Origin of the sequence: Shimia sp. R9_1 (genome assembly GCF_017743775.1) — a bacterium.
Lineage (GTDB): Bacteria > Pseudomonadota > Alphaproteobacteria > Rhodobacterales > Rhodobacteraceae > Shimia.
Map to the genome: position 1 here is coordinate 519,815 of NZ_JAGHRN010000001.1, position 17,251 is coordinate 537,065.

16 protein-coding genes are annotated in these 17,251 nt (G+C 59.0%); 9 read left to right on the plus strand and 7 right to left on the minus strand.

Features of this window, described 5'->3' with window-relative positions:
* Nucleotides 1–9 precede the first annotated feature (9 nt).
* The 4 genes from J7399_RS02465 to rlmJ all read right to left on the minus strand — a co-directional run bounded on the left by J7399_RS02465 (nt 10) and on the right by rlmJ (nt 4,732).
* Nucleotides 10–999, minus strand: coding sequence for a MoxR family ATPase (locus J7399_RS02465; protein WP_209083948.1), 990 nt, complete (start codon nt 997–999; stop codon nt 10–12).
* Between the two features lie 8 nt (nt 1,000–1,007).
* Nucleotides 1,008–1,985, minus strand: coding sequence for an HAD family hydrolase (locus tag J7399_RS02470; protein ID WP_209084759.1), 978 nt, complete (start codon nt 1,983–1,985; stop codon nt 1,008–1,010).
* 110 nt (nt 1,986–2,095) lie between these two features.
* The gene (locus J7399_RS02475) at nt 2,096–3,685 is read right to left on the minus strand and encodes an arylsulfatase (protein ID WP_209083949.1); all 1,590 of its coding nucleotides are present in this window, start codon (nt 3,683–3,685) and stop codon (nt 2,096–2,098) included.
* A 261-nt stretch (nt 3,686–3,946) separates the two neighbouring features.
* Nucleotides 3,947–4,732 carry a 23S rRNA (adenine(2030)-N(6))-methyltransferase RlmJ gene (gene rlmJ, locus J7399_RS02480; RefSeq protein WP_209083950.1) on the minus strand — a complete coding sequence of 262 codons (786 nt, stop codon included), beginning with the start codon at nt 4,730–4,732 and terminating at the stop codon, nt 3,947–3,949.
* Between the two features lie 291 nt (nt 4,733–5,023).
* On the opposite strand from rlmJ, the gene J7399_RS02485 reads away from it, so the two are divergent.
* The 7 genes from J7399_RS02485 to rodA all read left to right on the plus strand — a co-directional run bounded on the left by J7399_RS02485 (nt 5,024) and on the right by rodA (nt 13,397).
* Nucleotides 5,024–6,268, plus strand: coding sequence for a CAP domain-containing protein (locus tag J7399_RS02485; protein ID WP_209083951.1), 1,245 nt, complete (start codon nt 5,024–5,026; stop codon nt 6,266–6,268).
* A 286-nt stretch (nt 6,269–6,554) separates the two neighbouring features.
* Nucleotides 6,555–7,511 (plus strand): isopenicillin N synthase family oxygenase, encoded by a 957-nt coding sequence (locus J7399_RS02490; protein ID WP_209083952.1) that lies wholly within the window; start codon nt 6,555–6,557, stop codon nt 7,509–7,511.
* Between the two features lie 243 nt (nt 7,512–7,754).
* A complete protein-coding gene (locus J7399_RS02495; protein WP_209061229.1) occupies nt 7,755–8,795 on the plus strand; it encodes a rod shape-determining protein in 1,041 nt (346 codons plus the stop codon).
* 81 nt (nt 8,796–8,876) lie between these two features.
* Nucleotides 8,877–9,770 (plus strand): rod shape-determining protein MreC, encoded by an 894-nt coding sequence (mreC, locus tag J7399_RS02500; protein ID WP_209061231.1) that lies wholly within the window; start codon nt 8,877–8,879, stop codon nt 9,768–9,770.
* Nucleotides 9,763–10,296 carry a rod shape-determining protein MreD gene (locus tag J7399_RS02505; protein WP_209083953.1) on the plus strand — a complete coding sequence of 178 codons (534 nt, stop codon included), beginning with the start codon at nt 9,763–9,765 and terminating at the stop codon, nt 10,294–10,296. The genes mreC and J7399_RS02505 overlap by 8 nt, the downstream gene beginning before the upstream one ends.
* On the plus strand, nt 10,296–12,239 hold the full coding sequence (gene mrdA / locus J7399_RS02510) for a penicillin-binding protein 2 (protein ID WP_209083955.1): 1,944 nt from the start codon (nt 10,296–10,298) through the stop codon (nt 12,237–12,239). Before J7399_RS02505 ends, mrdA begins: the two co-directional genes overlap by 1 nt.
* An 18-nt stretch (nt 12,240–12,257) precedes the next feature.
* Complete coding sequence (rodA, locus tag J7399_RS02515) at nt 12,258–13,397, plus strand: rod shape-determining protein RodA (protein WP_209083957.1); 1,140 nt, start codon at nt 12,258–12,260, stop codon at nt 13,395–13,397.
* Between the two features lie 16 nt (nt 13,398–13,413).
* Here the strand turns inward: rodA and J7399_RS02520 are convergent, their stop codons facing one another.
* Nucleotides 13,414–14,250 (minus strand): LysR family transcriptional regulator, encoded by an 837-nt coding sequence (locus tag J7399_RS02520; protein WP_209083959.1) that lies wholly within the window; start codon nt 14,248–14,250, stop codon nt 13,414–13,416.
* Nucleotides 14,251–14,354: 104 nt separating this feature from the next.
* On the opposite strand from J7399_RS02520, the gene J7399_RS02525 reads away from it, so the two are divergent.
* Nucleotides 14,355–14,765 (plus strand): VOC family protein, encoded by a 411-nt coding sequence (locus J7399_RS02525; RefSeq protein ID WP_209083961.1) that lies wholly within the window; start codon nt 14,355–14,357, stop codon nt 14,763–14,765.
* Entirely contained in the window at nt 14,762–15,691 is a 930-nt protein-coding gene (locus J7399_RS02530) for a glyoxylate/hydroxypyruvate reductase A (protein WP_209083963.1), read from the plus strand. The genes J7399_RS02525 and J7399_RS02530 overlap by 4 nt, the downstream gene beginning before the upstream one ends.
* Before the next feature lie 118 nt (nt 15,692–15,809).
* Here the strand turns inward: J7399_RS02530 and J7399_RS02535 are convergent, their stop codons facing one another.
* Together J7399_RS02535 and J7399_RS02540 are read right to left on the minus strand one after the other, a co-directional pair.
* Nucleotides 15,810–16,601, minus strand: coding sequence for an SseB family protein (locus J7399_RS02535; RefSeq protein WP_209061260.1), 792 nt, complete (start codon nt 16,599–16,601; stop codon nt 15,810–15,812).
* A complete protein-coding gene (locus tag J7399_RS02540) occupies nt 16,598–17,179 on the minus strand; it encodes a uracil-DNA glycosylase family protein (protein ID WP_209083965.1) in 582 nt (193 codons plus the stop codon). Before J7399_RS02540 ends, J7399_RS02535 begins: the two co-directional genes overlap by 4 nt.
* Nucleotides 17,180–17,251 lie beyond the last annotated feature (72 nt).

Genomic DNA, 17,251 nt, shown 5'->3' on the forward strand with positions numbered 1-17,251 from the left:
GCGTCCCCGTCATGGCAAAGCCACCACAGACAGCACCCGTGCACTCACCTGATCGGCGGAAACCCCGTTGCCCTGCGCCTCATAGCTCAGCGCCAAGCGGTGGCGCAGCACATCCGGGGCAATCGCACGCACATCTTCTGGGTCAACATAGTCCCGGCCTGCGAGCCAGGCATGCACCCGCGCGCAGCGGTCCAGCGCCAGCGAGGCCCGTGGGCTCGCGCCGATGTCGATCCACTTCGCGAGGTCGCCATCAAAGTCTGCAGGGGTCCGTGTGGCCTGCACGATGGTCGCCATATAGGTTTCCATGGCCTCGGCACAGTGCAGCGTCGCAATCTCGCGGCGCGCAGCAAAGACCACCTCTTGCGACATGGGGTCGATCGTATTTGCGGTCTTCTCTGCCTGAGTTTCAGCCAATGCCGCCTGCTCTTCGGCACGCACAAGGCGGATCACCTGCACCTCATCCTCCAGCGGAGGGTAGTCAATGCGCACATGCATCAGGAAACGGTCCATCTGCGCTTCTGGCAGCGGGTATGTCCCCTCCTGCTCCACAGGGTTCTGGGTCGCCAGAACCATGAACAGCGGTGCCATCTTGTGGGTTGTGCCCGCAACAGTCACCTGTCGCTCTTCCATGGCTTCCAAGAGCGCCGCCTGCACCTTGGCCGGGGCGCGGTTGATCTCATCCGCCAGCACCAGATTGGCAAAGATCGGCCCGGGCTGGAATTTGAACTGCCCACCGCCTTCGCTTTGGAAATACATTTCCGTGCCGGTCACATCCGCAGGCAACAGGTCTGGCGTGAACTGGATACGCGCGTAGTCGCATTCCAAGTTCTTCGCCAACGCCTTGACCGCGCGCGTTTTAGCGAGCCCCGGCAGGCCTTCCAGCAACAGGTTGCCGTTGGCCAGAAGGCCAATCAACAACCGGTCAATCACATCACGCTGCCCGATGATGCTCTCACCCATCTGGGCCGCAAGGCGCTCAATCTGCTCTCTTGGGGTCATGGGTTTGCTCACTCAGCTGGGGTTGCCGTGAAAATTCTGGACCAGTCCTGCGCCATATCCACAATCAGCCAGCCGCGCTCTGGGCCTTCATCCAGCCCACGGTTCAGAACCCCGATGTGCCCCTCACGGTCATAGGCCCATTCACGCTCCGCATCGGTGTGATGCACATAAAGCCCCAGCCGCGCGCCCTCGCCCGCCGTGGTGAACTCCAGCATCTCAAAATCGCCGTCCGAGTTGCCACCCGCGAGAATGGGCTGCTTGCCGATATGATGGCTGATGCCCACGGGCTTGCCTGCCTTGTCATCATTGAAGAACAGATCCGCGCCCTTCATGATCAGCGGGACCCCATCAACAACTTCGTAAGTCGAGGTGATGGAACTGCCGATGACCTGCTGTGGCGGGATGCCATAAGCGTCTTCGGCAAAGACCCGCATGAACTGGATACCGCCGCCAGACACAATGTATGTGGCAAACCCCTCATCGCGCAGATAGCGCAGCAGCTCCACCATCGGCTGATAGGTCATCTGATCATAGCGCAAGCCGGTCTTTGGATGGCGCGCCTCTTCCAGCCAGGCAGCCACATCCTGTTTGAACTGATAAAGCGACACTTCGGAATGAGACGCAGCCAGCACCTCCAAAAGGCCTTCTTTGCCGGTGGCCGCAAGCGCCTTATAATCACCTGCCGCTGCCGCATGCAGCGCATCAGTCGTGAGAATTGAGGGGTCTTGCTCTGCAAGCTTGGCCACCTGATCAACAGCAAAGATCAGCTGGAAATAAACCGGCTGCTCCGCCCAAAGAGTGCCGTCATTGTCAAAGGTCGCAATGCGGTCTGCTGGAGTGACATACTCTTCGGAAGCCGGATCTGTCACGGCCTCAACAAAGGAAATAATGCGCGCCTTGGCGTCGGTGTCGTTCCACGACGGCAAAGGATCTGCCAGCGCCATTCCAGAGGTTACTCCAACGCCACTCACAACAAAGGCGGCCATATGCGCAAGCTGTCGCATTACCCAATCACTCCAACGAAAAATTAGTGATAATCATGGTGCCACCCCGCAAGGGCGGGATGGCGGTTTGTCAAACTCTGATCACCTCAGGATCAGTCGCCGATTGGCGAGGACATTTTTTCCATCACCTGATCCAGACTGAAGCTCGCCGCTTTCTGGCGTGGCGGGAACTCTTGGAAGGTGGCCAGGAACTGAGCCACATACTGCTGCGCAGGCACGAGGAAATACGCACGGTCCAGCAGCCAGTCATAGTAGGTGTTGGAGGTCTGATACGCACGCTCATATGGATCACGACGCAGGTTCATGATCAGCGGCAGACGCAGCACGGTGAAAGGTTCGATCCATGCACGCAGAGTTTTGTACTCTTTCTGCTCCATGAAGATGAACTTCCAGTCCTGATAGCGCAGCGCGGTCAGGTCACCATCATCAGAGAAGTAGAAGATCTCGTTACGTGGGCTTTCGGTGGTCTCACCGGTCAGCATCGGCAGGATATTGTAGCCATCCAGATGCACCTTGTACTCACGGCCAATCGCCTGAACGCCACCGGCTTTCAGTTCTTCCTTGATGTCCGGACGACCAGCGGCCGCCAGCAGGGTTGGGAACCAGTCCATGTGGTGCACGATTTCGTTGCTCACAGAACCCGCTTCGATTTTGCCAGGCCAACGCACCATGGATGGCACACGCCAGCCACCTTCGTAGTTGGTGTTTTTCTCACCAAAGAACGGAGTGGAGGCTGCATCCGGCCAGGTGTTGTAGTGTGGGCCGTTGTCGGTGGAGTAGTGCACGATGGTGTTGTCTGCGATGCCCAGCTCGTCCAGCAGGTCCAGCAGTTGGCCAACATGCATGTCGTGTTCGATCATGCCCGCAGAGTATTCATCCAGCGTTTTGCCGGTGATCTGGTTGGCTTTCTCCCGCATGGTCTCCTGCACGTGTGTGCGGAAGTGCATACGTGTACCGTTCCACCAAACGTAGAAAGGTTTGCCCTGATCATTGGCGCGTTTGATGAAGTCGATGGCTGCCGCCAGCGTTTCCTCATCAACAGTTTCCATACGCTTCTTGGTCAGCGGGCCGGTGTCTTCAATCTCGCCATCCGCAGAAGACTTGATCACACCGCGTGGGCCAAAGGCTTCGCGGAAAGTGCGGCCATCCGGCAGCACGGTGTCGCCTGGATAGTCGACGTTCTCAGGCTCTTCTTCGGCATTCAGGTGGTAGAGGTTGCCAAAAAACTCATCAAACCCGTGGTTTGTCGGCAGGTGCTCATCCTTGTCGCCAAGGTGGTTCTTGCCGAACTGACCGGTCAGATAACCCTCAGATTTCAGCAGGCCCGCAATGGTTGGATCTTCTTCCTGCATGCCAAGCTCGGCGCCCGGCAGGCCAACTTTGGACAAACCGGTGCGGAACACGGATTGGCCCATGATGTAGGACGCACGACCGGCGGTACAGGATTGCTCACCATAGTAGTCTGTGAAGATCATACCTTCGTTCGCCACACGGTCGATGTTGGGCGTGCGGTAGCCCATCATGCCCATGGTATAGGCGGAGATATTGGACTGACCGATATCGTCACCCCAGATGACCAGAATATTAGGTTTATCTTGCGCTGATACAGCTGTTGCAACTGTTGTTAGAACTGCTGCGACCGTCGATAGCGCCCTGACGGTCTTAAGCGGCGATAATGGCATCGCTCTGAACTCCCTAAATAAAACGCACCCGCAAACCAAGAAACGGAGATTTCAAGAAAAAGTTCAAAAAAATCAGGCAGGTGCAACGCGCGAGAGAGTCGTTGATAAGCTTCTGATTGTCAAACGAAATATCTGAAAGCTGAGGTAAGGAATACAACCACTAGACGCATATTTTCGCCAATCAAATCAACCAAACCACAAGAAACACACGCCAAATGGTTGTATTACTTGGCGCGGAAGAGGCTGTCGGCTTGTAGAGTCTTACGAATTGATCTCGGCAAAACGCGCCGTCAAATGAGCGGCTTCTTGCTCAAGACTATAGGGGGTGTTCAGGATAAACATGCCCGACCCAATCATCCGGTGCCTTTCACGCGCCGCCGGAAAGCTAACTTCGTGATGCAGGACTTTGGGAAAGTTCTTGCCTTTGAGCGCTGCGATCATCGGCTTGTGCAAACCGTCGCGCAAAATCGGATACCAGAGCGCGATCACGCCCACGTTCCACTTCCGGTGCACATGCGCGATCATATTGGGTAAGGTCTTGTAATCGCTTTTGATCTCATAGCTGGGGTCAATCAAAAGCACACCGCGACGAGGTGTCGGCGGGCAAATCCCCATGACCGTCTCATAGCCGTCTTTTTGATGCACCTTCGCACCGCTGCCGCGCATCGCGCCGCGCAGGGCCTCTGCTTCCTGAGGATGCAGTTCGCAAAACTGCAACGTATCCTCTGCCCGCGTCAGTGCTGCTGCCAGTGCAGGCGAGCCCGGATACGCCTGTACACCATGCTTGGCCCGCACCGCCGCCAGCGCCCGCATGTAGGGATGATCTGCGCCAAACCAGTCTTCCGCACGCCCAATCCCGGCTTCGGCTTCTCCGGTCTTCACCGCCGCCTCAGCGTTAAGTTGATAGACCCCGCGCCCCGCATGGGTTTCCAGATAGCTCATGGGTTTTGGCTTTTGCCCCATATAGTCGAGCATCACAGCCAGCAGCGCGTGCTTTTGCACATCTGCCAGATTTCCGGCGTGGTAAATATGTTGGTAAGACAGCATGACGCCCTCTTTAGACGACACGCCCAGCTTTGCCCAGAGACAGCATTCGGCAGCGCGTCAAGCCCAGCTTCCGCAAGGCAGGCGATCATGAAAGCGGCCAGAAATCACTCTGACAACCAGCCAAATCCCTCCAATTTGAGAGAACTTCCGCTCTCAGCATTTTCTTGCACACAAAAAACCGAAATTTGGCAAAAACACACTGAAATATAAGCGCTTTTTTGCTTGAAGTTGCGTCAATTCATCTCTGCTTGCCACCTCTCGCCGGAACCATGCAAAGAGAAAGGACTGCACATGGGACAGGCAAGTAGCTTTGAGCGACAAATGCTCGAACTGATCAACGAGGAACGCACAAAAGCCGGATTGAATCCGTTGCGCCTGAACACGCTACTAAATGAATCCAGCGAAGATCATACGAAATGGATGATGGAGACAGGTACGTTTTCGCACGCAGGTGAAAATGGGTCCAACGTCACAGATCGCATCGATGCGACAGGATACCCTCTGGAAGGCACTTGGGGGACAGCAGAGAACATCGGCTGGCAATCCGAACGCGGCGCACCAAGCATCGAGGATGATGTGCGGCAGGTTCACGAGGGGCTGATGAACAGCCCGGGGCACCGCGCAAATATTCTTAATCCGGACTTCACCGAAATCGGCATCGGCATCGAACGCGGCAATTTTCGCGGCTACGACGCTGTGGTCGTGACACAGAACTTTGCCCGCACGGACGGTGACACATCCGGATCCGTCGAACCGGAGACCACTCCCGCGCCCGAACCGGCCCCAGAGCCGACACCAGAACCAACACCTGCGCCTACACCGGAACCCACACCCGAGCCTACGCCAGACCCTTCTCCGGAACCAGAACCGGAGCCGAAGCCCACTCCGGAACCTGTGCCGGAACCGGAACCAACGCCTGAGCCAGCGCCCGAACCGACACCAGAGCCGCAGCCTGAGCCGCAACCTGAGCCTATGCCAGAGCCGACACCGGAACCAATACCTGAGCCTGCACCGGCGGTCGCGGTATCCGGCTTCGCCTATGGCACAAGAGGTGACGACACCCTGACAACAACCGGGTCTTGGAACATGGTTTTCACCGGTCGCGGCGATGACACGGTGATCGGGCAGGATGGCTTTGACTACCTCAACGGCGGTAAAGGCGATGACATGCTGCTTGGCGGCGGCGGGAATGACTTCCTGATGGGCGGTCGCGGCGATGACAATCTGGATGGCGGAACCGGTCGCGACTATCTCGTGGGCGGTGCTGGTGACGACATGATGACAGGAGGCACCGGTGCCGATGTCTTCATATTTGCCAAAGGCGACGACACCATCAGCGACTTCACCGCCGGCGAAGACACGCTCCTGCTCAGCGCCAGCCTCTGGAGGGGCGGAGAAAACCCACTGTCAGCCTTCGCAGACAACGTCACAATCGAAGACGGGAACGCTGTGATTGACTTTGGCGCAGGCAACACGCTGACCCTAACCGGCGTCACCGACACCTCCGAACTGGATGTCTACGGCATGTTCTGCTGAGAACGCCTTTTCCTTAGCCGCAAGGTGCCTTTTGCGCGCCCCTCACCTGCCGGAGCCCCACTCCGGCAGGTCTTTGCGTTACAACCAAAGCGACCTATTCCAGCGCAAGCAAACCCAGCGACAACACCGCTTGATTGTTCCAGGTCTCAGGGGTAGCGTCCCCGCATGTTTGAATTTCTTCATCTCGTCGTTCTGGAACGGCACAGCGCCCACCGCAGAAAGCGCTTTGCCGGATAGCTGCGCCTCATTCTCACGTCTTAAAACACAACAGAATGAAGCTTTTCAGATGACTGAATTCACGGAAATTCCCGTCCTTGATCTTGCACCGTTGATGGCCGGTGGTGACACGCGCAAACTTGCTGCTGATTTTGCCATAGCTTACGGCGAAACCGGCTTTGGCTATGTGATCAACCACGGCATCGACCCCGCGTTGCGCGCCGCTGTTTTTACGGCTTCAGAGCGGTTTCACGCGCTGCCTGAGGCGCAAAAACAGGCCATTGCGCTGAACCACAGCCATCGCGGCTATATCGCAATCAACACCTCCACCGATGTCAATTCCGATCTGGCCGAGGTGACAAAACCCAACCAATCGGCGTCTTTCATGATGATGCGCGAAGATGCCGCCGCGGACCCGGAGGTTTATCTGTCAGGCCCGAACCAATGGCCGGAGCTCGCGGGTTTTCGCGAGGCTTGTGAAGCCTATGCCGCCGCGATGACGGCGCTTGGCCAGAAACTCATGGCGCTGGCACTGGAAGCCATCGGCGTGACAGATTGCAGTATTCTCGCGGCCTTTGATACGCCAACCCTATGGCTGCGCCTCTTGCATTACCCCCCGCAACCACCGCAGGCGCCAGAGGATCTGTATGGCTCTGCCCCGCATAAAGACTTCGGCTGTCTGACCCTTCTGGCACAGGACGATGTGGGGGGCTTGCAGGTCCAGACACCTGCCGGAAGCTGGGTCGACGCGCCGCCGTTGGATAACGCCTTTGTCGTCAATGTCGGGGATATGCTGCACCGAATGTCAAACGGCAAACTCCGGTCGACACCGCACCGGGTGATCAACGCCTCCGGCCGCGAGCGCTACTCGGTGCCCTTCTTCTTTGATCCGCATGTGTCCACCAACATCGCACCGCTTCCCGGCACAGGCCCCGCCAAATTTGAGCCGCTCAATTTCGGTGACTTTCTGAAGAGCGAGCTCGAAGCAGGCTATGAGGCCCATCAAGGCGCAGAAGCCGCATCATAGCGGCTCCCTCTGTCTGGTGGCAGGGCCTCCCTTGCCGCCAACCACAGCTCCAAGCCCCTAAACTCAGGCCGCAAATCTCGGCCTCCCCTGCTCATCAGACCGGCACCGGGCCCGCTTCCACGGCAGAATGTCGCCTTTGCTTCAACCGAGGCCTTTAATAAAGCGTAACCACTTCCTATAAGAAGGCGCCTGCGCTCCGTAAGAGAGTCGCGCACGAAGGGAATTTCTGGGGAACGAAATCATATGCTGGGAAATTTGGGCGGCCTGTTTACATCTGACATGGCTATCGACCTTGGGACGGCGAACACGCTGGTCTATGTCAAAGGAAAAGGCGTCATTCTCAGTGAACCCTCTGTGGTGGCCTATCACGTCAAGGACGGCGTGAAGAAAGTCCTCGCCGTGGGTGAAGATGCCAAGCTGATGCTGGGCCGCACGCCAGGCAGCATTGAGGCCATCCGCCCGATGCGTGACGGTGTGATTGCAGATTTTGACACCGCCGAAGAGATGATCAAGCACTTCATCCGCAAGGTGCATCGCCGTTCCACCTTCTCCAAGCCCAAGATCATCGTCTGCGTGCCACATGGCGCCACTCCGGTTGAAAAGCGCGCGATCCGTCAATCCGTGCTCTCCGCAGGCGCGCGCCGCGCCGGCCTGATTGCAGAGCCAATTGCCGCAGCGATTGGTGCGGGCATGCCGATCACCGATCCAACCGGCAACATGGTCGTCGACATCGGCGGCGGCACCACCGAGGTGGCCGTTCTGTCGCTGGGCGACATCGTTTACGCGCGCTCCGTGCGCGTGGGTGGTGACCGCATGGACGAAGCCATCATCAACTACCTGCGCCGCCAGCAGAACCTGCTGATCGGTGAAAGCACAGCAGAACGCATCAAAACCTCCATCGGCACAGCGCGTATGCCTGACGATGGCCGGGGTGCGTCCATGCAAATTCGGGGCCGTGACCTTCTCAACGGCGTCCCAAAAGAGACCGAAATCAGTCAGGCACAGGTTGCTGAGGCCTTGGCTGAACCGGTACAGCAAATCTGCGAGGCAGTCATGACCGCTCTCGAAGCCACCCCGCCTGATCTCGCAGCCGACATTGTGGACCGTGGCGTTATGCTCACCGGCGGCGGCGCGCTGCTGGGGGATCTGGATCTTGCACTGCGCGAACAAACCGGCCTGGCCGTGTCCATCGCCGATGAAAGCCTCAACTGTGTGGCCATGGGCACCGGCAAAGCGCTGGAATACGAAAAACAGCTGCGCCACGCGATCGACTACGACAGCTGATCTTTTGCAAAGCATCTGCCGGTTTGGCCTATGCCGACCGGCGGTGTAGCATAGGGCTGATCCCAAGGCATCGGAGGCATCTTGGCCAGAGACCGCAATCAGGGCGAGGATTTTTCCGCACCGCTTCGGCGGCTCATTCTGGGTGTCATCCTGCTGCTCCTGCTGGGCATCTTTCTGGTCTGGCGCATCGACAGCCCGCGCGTAGAGCGTTTCCGCGCACAAATCACCGATGCTGTTGTACCCAATTTCGACTGGGCTATGGCCCCTGTCACCGGCACCGTGAACCTGCTGCGCAACTTCCAGAGCTATCAGCGCATTGCAGAGCAAAACCGCGAACTGCGGCGCGAACTTCAGCAGATGAAAGCCTGGAAAGAAGCCGCCATCCAGCTGCGTCAGGAAAACGCGCGCTTGTTGGATCTCAACAACGTGCGCCTTGATCCTCAGCTCACCTATGTGACCGGCGTCGTGCTGGCAGACAGCGGCTCGCCATTTCGGCAGTCCGTCCTTCTGAACATCGGCGCACGGGACGGCATCGTAGATGGCTGGGCCGCAATGGACGGGATTGGCCTTGTGGGCCGCATCTCCGGTGTGGGGCGGTCGTCCTCCCGCGTGATGCTTTTGACCGACAGCTCCAGCCGCATCCCCGCCCGCATCCAGCCTTCAGGCCAAACCGCCCTGATCGTGGGTGACAACTCCGTTGCACCACATGTGGATTTTCTGGAAACCCCTGATCTGGTGCGCCCCGGCGACCGGGTTGTGACTTCCGGCGATGGCGGGGTCTTTCCCGGGGGTCTGCTGATTGGACAGGTGGCAACAGATCCAAGCGGTCGCCTGCGTGTGCGGCTTGCGGCAGATTATGAGCGGCTCGAATTCCTGCGGGTGCTGCGCCACCACGGTCAGGAAACGCCGGACACCACTGGCACGCTCATCTCTCCGCTGACGCCGGAAGTCTTCGTGGAGGAGACCGATGGCTGATGCAGCGCAATCCCGCAAATGGGTGATGCGCGGTGTCTTTGCGCTGTTGTGCCTGACCCTGATCTTTGCACAGCTCCTGCCTCTTGAAACCACACCGCGCCGCTGGGCAGGTCCTGACTTTCTGGTTGTGCTCACCCTCGTCTGGTCTGTGCGCCAGCCCGATTACACCCCCACATGGCTTGTGGCGCTGGTGTTTTTGCTCGCGGACTTCCTGCTGTTGCGCCCGCCGGGGCTTGCGGCCGCAATTATGGTTCTGACCGTCGAAGCGCAGCGCAGCCGCGCCTTCCGCCTGCGCGAGGCCACCTTTGCCTATGAGTGGCTCACGGCGGCCGCCTTTATGTTGCTGATCGCTGTTGGATATCGCGTGATCGGGGCGATCATGCTGTTGCCGCAGCCTTCACTCGGACTTATGCTCATGCAGGTGATCATGAACATCGCCGTATATCCCGTTATTGTGGTGCTCTCGCACTTTCTCTTCGGCATCCGACGCACCCATGCGCAGGATGGCGGATTAGGGGCAAACTGATGCGCAAAACGCCAACCGAGATCAACGAAGTCCACACCCGGTTTTCCCGCCGCTCCCTGCTTTTGGGCGGCAGCATGGCCGCCTTCATGACCGGCCTCGGCTTCCGCATGCGCCATTTGCAACTTGATCAGGCCGATGAATACCGTCTGCTCGCCGAAGAAAACCGTATCAACATCCGCCTGATCCCTCCGGCACGCGGCGAGATATTTGACCGCAACGGCATCCTGCTTGCCCGAAACGAGCCCTCCTATCGCATCATCCTCGTGCCAGAGGACACAGACGACGTCGACCGCGTGATCGCCAAATTGGCCACGCTGGTGGAGCTCGATCCGGACGAGCTTGACCGCGCCATGACCGAAATGCGCCGCTCGCCGCCCTTCCTGCCGGTCACGATTGCTGATCGCGTTAGCTGGGAGGAGCTGTCCCGCGTCGCCGTCAACACCCCCGCCCTACCCGGCATCACGCCAGAGGTGGGTTTGTCGCGCTACTACCCGCTCAAAGGCGATCTGGCCCATGTGCTCGGATATGTTGGCCCGATTTCGGACTATGACCTTTCCAAGATCGACAACCCTGACCAACTGCTGCGCATCCCGCGCTTTCAGATTGGCAAAGTCGGTCTTGAAGGCCGCATGGAAGACGATCTGCGTGGTGCTGCCGGAACAAAGCGGGTCGAAGTCAACGCCGTGGGCCGCGTCATGCGTGAGTTGGACCGACGTGAAGGCGAACAGGGTGACGACGTCCAGCTGACCATCGATCAGGATCTGCAGTCCTATGCGCAGGCCCGCCTTGGCGAAGAAAGCGCTGCTGCGGTGGTGATGGACTGCCAGACCGGTGATCTTCTGGCGGTTGCCTCAGCGCCGACATTTGACCCCAATCTCTTTGTGCAGGGTATCTCGGTGGCCGACTATGGCCTGCTCACCAACAACGAATACCGCCCGCTGGCGGCCAAATCCGTGCAAGGCACCTACCCGCCCGGCTCCACCTTCAAGATGATCACGGCGCTGGCTGCTCTGGAAGCGGGCATCGTCGGGCCGGAAGAAACCGTCTGGTGCCCGGGGCATTTGTCTGTCTCCAATCGGCGCTTCCACTGCTGGAAACGCGCAGGCCACGGACACGTGAACCTTTCCCAAGCGCTACGCGAAAGCTGTGACGTCTATTTTTATGACCTCGCCGTTCAGGTCGGCATCGACAAGATTTCTGAAGTTGCCGCCAAGTTCGGATTGGGGGAGAAATATGATCTGCCCCTCTCCGGTGTGGCGCGCGGTCTTAATCCAACCCGCGACTGGAAGTCTTCTGTGCGCGGCGCGGATTGGGTGGTCGGCGACACGGTCAACGCCTCAATCGGTCAGGGCTTCGTGCTGACATCGCCACTACAGCTTGCTGTCATGACCTCCCGTCTGGCCACAGGCAAGGCGCTTTCGCCGCGTCTGGTGAAGTCCGTGAACGGTGTGGAGCAGCCCGCAGCAGAGGCGCCAGACATCGAGGTAAATCCCGTACACCTCAAAGAGGTGCAGCGCGGCATGTTCGCTGTTTCAAACAACCGCCGTGGCACCGCTTACGGCAGCCGCATCATCGAAGATCAATATCGCATGGCAGGCAAGACCGGCACCTCGCAGGTCCGCAACATCACTGCAGCAGAACGTGCCCGCGGTGTGACCCGCAACGAAGACCTGCCGTGGAACCGCCGCGACCATGCGTTGTTTGTGAACTTTGCGCCTTATGAGAACCCACGCATTGCCGTGGCGGTCGTGGTTGAACACGGTGGAGGCGGGTCCAAAGCCGCTGCTCCTATCGCGCGCGACATCACCCTGCAGGCGCTCTATAATGGCACCCCGCCGCTCACTGCTTATCCGGCAAAAGACCGCGAAAAGATCGAAGCGCAGCAGGAAGAGCTGCAAAAACTCGCACCAGGTCGGGAAATCACCCGCCGCAATCGGGCCTGATCCGGAACGCGCACGGACATGAGCTATCTAGAGTATAACGTCAAACATGTGCCCACCGGGTTTCGCAAGATTCTGCATCTGAACTGGGCGCTATTCCTGCTTGTGACCACCGTCGCGGGCGCGGGGTTTCTGATGCTCTATTCCGTAGCTGGAGGCTCTTTCCGCCCATGGGCAGAGCCTCAGATGAAACGCTATGTGCTTGGCGTTGCGGTGATGTTCACCGTTGCCATGGTGCCGATCTGGTTCTGGCGGTCCGTGTCCGGTTTTGCCTATCTTGTCAGCCTGATCCTTCTGGTCGCGGTGGAGGTCATGGGCAGCGTCGGCATGGGCGCCCAGCGCTGGATCGACCTTGGCTTTATGCGGCTCCAGCCCTCCGAACTTATGAAAATCACCCTCGTGATGTGCCTTGCCGCCTATTATGACTGGCTGCCCACCGAAAAGACTTCTCGCCTGATCTGGGTGATCCTGCCGGTCTTCCTGATCCTGCTACCGACTGCGCTTGTGTTGCGCCAACCAGACCTTGGCACCTCGCTTCTGCTGATCACCGGCGGCGCTATGGTGATGTTCCTTGCCGGTGTGCATTGGGGGTATTTTGTCACTGTTATCGGCATGGCTGTGGGGGTGGTTGTGGCCGTCTTCCAGTCCCGCGGTACCCCTTGGCAGCTTCTGAAAGACTACCAATACCGCCGCATTGATACATTTCTGGACCCCTCTCAGGACCCTTTGGGAGCTGGTTATCACATCACCCAGTCCAAAATCGCTCTGGGCTCCGGCGGCTGGACCGGACGCGGATTTATGCAAGGCACCCAGAGCCGGCTGAACTTCCTGCCGGAAAAGCACACGGACTTTATATTCACAACGCTGGCCGAAGAGTTCGGTTATGTAGGCGCGGTCACCCTGCTGTCGATCTATGGGCTGATCATTGTCTTCTGCATTGCCTCTGCCATTTCCAACCGCGACCGATACGCCGCCCTTCTGACACTTGGCATCGCCGGGGCATTCTTCCTGTTCTTCGCGGTGAATATGTCCATGGTGATGGGCCTTGCACCTGTTGTGGGTGTCCCTCTGCCTCTGGTGAGCTATGGCGGCTCTGCGATGCTGGTTCTGATGGTGGGCTTTGGCCTGATCCAAAGCGCCCATGTCCACCGCCCGCGCTAACACTCCGCCCCCTAGTCTAAGGCTTCTGCCGCAAAATATCGCGCATGAGGGCGATCACCGGGCGGCGCGCATCTCTGCGCCATGTCAGCAGGCCAACGTCACGGTAAGCCGCCCCCAACGGTACAAAATCCAGCTCTTCCTGATAGCGGGCGAGCCCGGCCCATTTTGGCAAAACCGCCTGCCCCAACCCATCCGCCACCATCTGCGCGATGATCTCCACCGCATCCATTTCGCACAGAATGCGCGGGGCCGGATCGTGGGCTTGCAGCGCTTGCCAACACAAGGCACCACCCCAAGCCGTGCGCTTGTAGAGGACATAGGGCAGTGATTTTTGCGCATCGCGCGGCCGCAAAAGTCCGACAGGTTGGCGCGCAAGCCGCTCAAACGTCATGGTTTTGGGCAACGCGAAAGGCGGCGCCACGATCAGCGCCGCATCCAGATGCCCATCGACAAACTTCCCGTAAATTTCATCTGATGGCGCCGGGATCAGCGACAGCGCCACCTCTGGCGCATGCACTTCCAGCGCGCTGACAAGCTGCGGGCCAAAATCACTCAGCGCTGTGGACACCGCCCCGAGCCGCAACGTGCCACGCAGCTGCTCGGCATTTAGCTTCGCCGCCAAACCAGCATGCAGCGCCACCATCTGGCGCAGATCCGTCAACAGCGCCTCACAATCCGGCGTCGGTGCCATCTGCCGCCCCGCCCGCACCAACAAAGGTACCGACAGCTCAGCCTCAAGCGCCGCCACCCTCTGTGACACAGCTGCTGCCGTGATCCCAAGCCGCCGCGCCGCCCCCGCAAGCGAGCCTTCTTCCACAGCCGCAAGCAAGGTTTCCACAAATCTAACATCCATAGAAAACCTTATGTCTGAAGAAATAAAAACAAGCTACCGTAAGCCTCTTTCATCTTTTACCCAGAGACCAGATCCCTATTCTCTTGCGCAAAGGAGCGCCTCAAATGAGCATTTTTCATCTGGCCTTTAACGTCCGCGACCTTGATCACGCGCGCGCTTTTTATGGCGACCTGCTGGGCTGTGCAGAGGGACGCAGCACCGAAACCTGGGTGGACTATAACTTCTTTGGTCATCAGCTCTCGCTGCATCTTGGCGAACCCTTCGCCACGGCTGCCACAGGCCATGTGGGCGAGCATCTCGTGCCCATGCCCCACCTCGGTGTGATCCTGCCCAAAGCCGAGTGGGATGCATTGGCCACCAAACTGACCGAGGCGGGCGTCGAATTTGTGCTGGCGCCCTTCACCCGTTTTGCCGGAGAGCCGGGGGAACATAGCACAATGTTCTTCACCGATCCGTTCGGCAACCCGATCGAAATCAAAGGTTTTGCCGACATGTCCGGAGTGTTTGCCACATGATCAACGTTCTCTTCGCTGCCAAAGCTGACCGTTGGGCGGCCTATGAGCCCCACCTCAAGTCAGGGCTCGCGGCCGCCGGCCTAACGGCCGACCTGCGCACTGAATTTCCGCCAGAAGAGGTCGACTACATCATTTATGCCCCCAACAGCGCAGTGCAGGATTTCACACCTTACACGCGGCTGAAGGCCGTGCTGAATCTCTGGGCTGGCGTCGAAAGCGTGGTGGGCAACCCCACACTCAAAGCGCCCCTCGCCCGCATGGTGGATCCGGGCATGACGCAGGGCATGATCGAGTGGGTCGTTGGCCATGTGATGCGCCATCATCTTGGCATGGACCGCAATATTCTTCGCCAAGACGGCACCTGGGAGCCCCACATTCCTCCGCTGGCGCAAAACCGTCGGGTCACGGTCTTGGGCTTGGGAGAATTGGGCAGCGCATGCGCAACCAAGCTCAGCCAATTGGGCTTTGACGTTGCTGGCTGGAGCCGCCGCCCCAAGGACGTGAAGGGCGTGACATGTCTCGCAGGTGAGGATGGCCTGACCGCAGCGCTTTCGCGCGCCGATATTCTTGTGCTGCTTCTGCCCAAAACCCCGGCCACGGAAAATCTTCTGGACGCCAAACGTCTCGCGCAGATGCCCGCAGGCGCGATGATCGTGAACCCGGGACGCGGTCAACTGATCGACGACGAGGCCCTGCTGGCCACCCTCAATAGCGGACATATCGCCCAGGCCACCCTCGATGTTTTTCGCATAGAACCCCTGCCCGCTGATCACCCCTATTGGGCTCATCCCAATGTGACGGTCACCCCCCACATTGCCTCAGAAACCCGCACAGAAACCGCCAGTCAGGTGGTGGTGGAAAACATTCGGCGCGGCGAAGCTGGCGAGCCGTTTCTGCACCTCGTGGATCGCGCGGCCGGGTACTGAGCGCAGATTTATTCAGGCTTAGATCCAATGTTATCCCGGCGGTGAAGGGGCCAGCCCCTCTGCCACAGCAAGCTGTGGCATTCACCCCGGAATACTTTGGGCAAGAGGAAAGGCGCGTTTAGCGCAGACGGGGCGGCGCATCCGGGTCGCTGCCCGGCGCAACCGGTTTATATTCCTGCGCTTTTGGCGGTTCGGGCAAATCAAACCGCAGACCGGATTTGGCGAGTTGCGCCGCCACCGGATCTTTGGCGGCAAAAAAGCCCACATCCAGCGATCCGGCTTCAATACCGGAGAACGTCAGCGCTTCGTTCACGGCTTTGGCCAACGCCCCTTCTGATCCGGGCAGCGTGTCCACAAACCCAAGCATGTGGGATCGGCTGCCATTCTCATAGGTGGTGCCAACCAGATAGGCCATTTTGGCAAGCCCTGCAGCCGTGGACAGCTTCATGTCCAAAGCGGTGATCAGATGTTCCGGCAAACCTGCTGGCGGCGCAAAGCTCTCCACCTTGGCTTCCACCTCATCTGGCGCATGGGTCAGCGTGTCAGACAACCAGCCCAGCGCCTCTCCCGGAATCAAGATCGACGACGGCGCCACCTCCGGATTCACGGCCAGTCCAATGCCTTGATCAGCCAGCATGGTGGCAATGATCCGGCCTGAGAGCGCCGCATAAGGGGCCACGCGGCCAACAAATTCCGCCAGACGCTCTTCGGTGTCAAACACCAGCACAAAGCGCGCATCAGACGTTTCAAAGATTTCCGGGGCGATGCGATCCCCTTCAGGCTCTTTTTCCAAAAGAAGGAACAGCTCTGCATCCGCCAGCCGTTCATAGAACCTCAGCCGCGCCCCGTCATCCTGCGGGGCCGCTTCCATGGCCATATGGGCCTGATCCAGTGGGGTCATATCGCTCACGCCAGAGCCTCCTTGATACGGGCCTGCACACTGGGCAACAGCTCCTCAGCAAACCACGGATGTTTCTTCAGCCATGCCGTATTGCGCCAGGACGGATGAGGCAAGGGGTAGACGTCCGGCGCATGGTCGCGCCACTGCGTCACCGTATCGGTCACGCCGGTTTTCACACCCAGATGCCACTTCTGCGCGTAGCCCCCGATCACCAGCGTCAAAGGCACCTCTCCCAGCGCCTCCATCACCTGATGCCGCCAAGTTTTCGCGCATATGGGCGGCGGAGGCAGATCACTGCCTTTGGCGTTGTAGCCCGGAAAGCAGAACGCCATCGGCACAATCGCCACCTTTGATTGGTCGTAAAACACATCCGCCCCAATCCCCATCCAGTCCCGCAGGCGATCACCTGACGGATCGGTAAAGGGCTTGCCACTTTCATGGACCCGCGCCCCCGGCGCCTGACCGACAACCAGAATGCGTGCGCCGGGCTGAAACCAGGCCACCGGCCGCGGCGCATGCGCAGTGGCAGTCTTGGCAAAGCGTTCCGCGCAGATCTGGCAGGCTCGAATATCTTCAATCAATTGCATAGGTTTAGGGATAGCCGCTGCAGCTTATTTCGACAATATTCGAAATAAACCTTGCACGAAGGTTTTATTTCG

What these genes read in the sequence shown, in the direction of transcription:
- J7399_RS02465 (WP_209083948.1), bottom strand. Translation starts at nt 999, where the DNA reads ATGACCCCAAGAGAGCAGATTGAGCGCCTTGCGGCCCAGATGGGTGAG.
- J7399_RS02470 (WP_209084759.1), bottom strand. Translation starts at nt 1,985, where the DNA reads ATGGCCGCCTTTGTTGTGAGTGGCGTTGGAGTAACCTCTGGAATGGCG.
- J7399_RS02475 (WP_209083949.1), bottom strand. Translation starts at nt 3,685, where the DNA reads ATGCCATTATCGCCGCTTAAGACCGTCAGGGCGCTATCGACGGTCGCA.
- rlmJ (WP_209083950.1), bottom strand. Translation starts at nt 4,732, where the DNA reads ATGCTGTCTTACCAACATATTTACCACGCCGGAAATCTGGCAGATGTG.
- J7399_RS02485 (WP_209083951.1), top strand. Translation starts at nt 5,024, where the DNA reads ATGGGACAGGCAAGTAGCTTTGAGCGACAAATGCTCGAACTGATCAAC.
- J7399_RS02490 (WP_209083952.1), top strand. Translation starts at nt 6,555, where the DNA reads ATGACTGAATTCACGGAAATTCCCGTCCTTGATCTTGCACCGTTGATG.
- J7399_RS02495 (WP_209061229.1), top strand. Translation starts at nt 7,755, where the DNA reads ATGCTGGGAAATTTGGGCGGCCTGTTTACATCTGACATGGCTATCGAC.
- J7399_RS02505 (WP_209083953.1), top strand. Translation starts at nt 9,763, where the DNA reads ATGGCTGATGCAGCGCAATCCCGCAAATGGGTGATGCGCGGTGTCTTT.
- mrdA (WP_209083955.1), top strand. Translation starts at nt 10,296, where the DNA reads ATGCGCAAAACGCCAACCGAGATCAACGAAGTCCACACCCGGTTTTCC.
- rodA (WP_209083957.1), top strand. Translation starts at nt 12,258, where the DNA reads ATGAGCTATCTAGAGTATAACGTCAAACATGTGCCCACCGGGTTTCGC.
- J7399_RS02520 (WP_209083959.1), bottom strand. Translation starts at nt 14,250, where the DNA reads ATGGATGTTAGATTTGTGGAAACCTTGCTTGCGGCTGTGGAAGAAGGC.
- J7399_RS02525 (WP_209083961.1), top strand. Translation starts at nt 14,355, where the DNA reads ATGAGCATTTTTCATCTGGCCTTTAACGTCCGCGACCTTGATCACGCG.
- J7399_RS02530 (WP_209083963.1), top strand. Translation starts at nt 14,762, where the DNA reads ATGATCAACGTTCTCTTCGCTGCCAAAGCTGACCGTTGGGCGGCCTAT.
- J7399_RS02540 (WP_209083965.1), bottom strand. Translation starts at nt 17,179, where the DNA reads ATGCAATTGATTGAAGATATTCGAGCCTGCCAGATCTGCGCGGAACGC.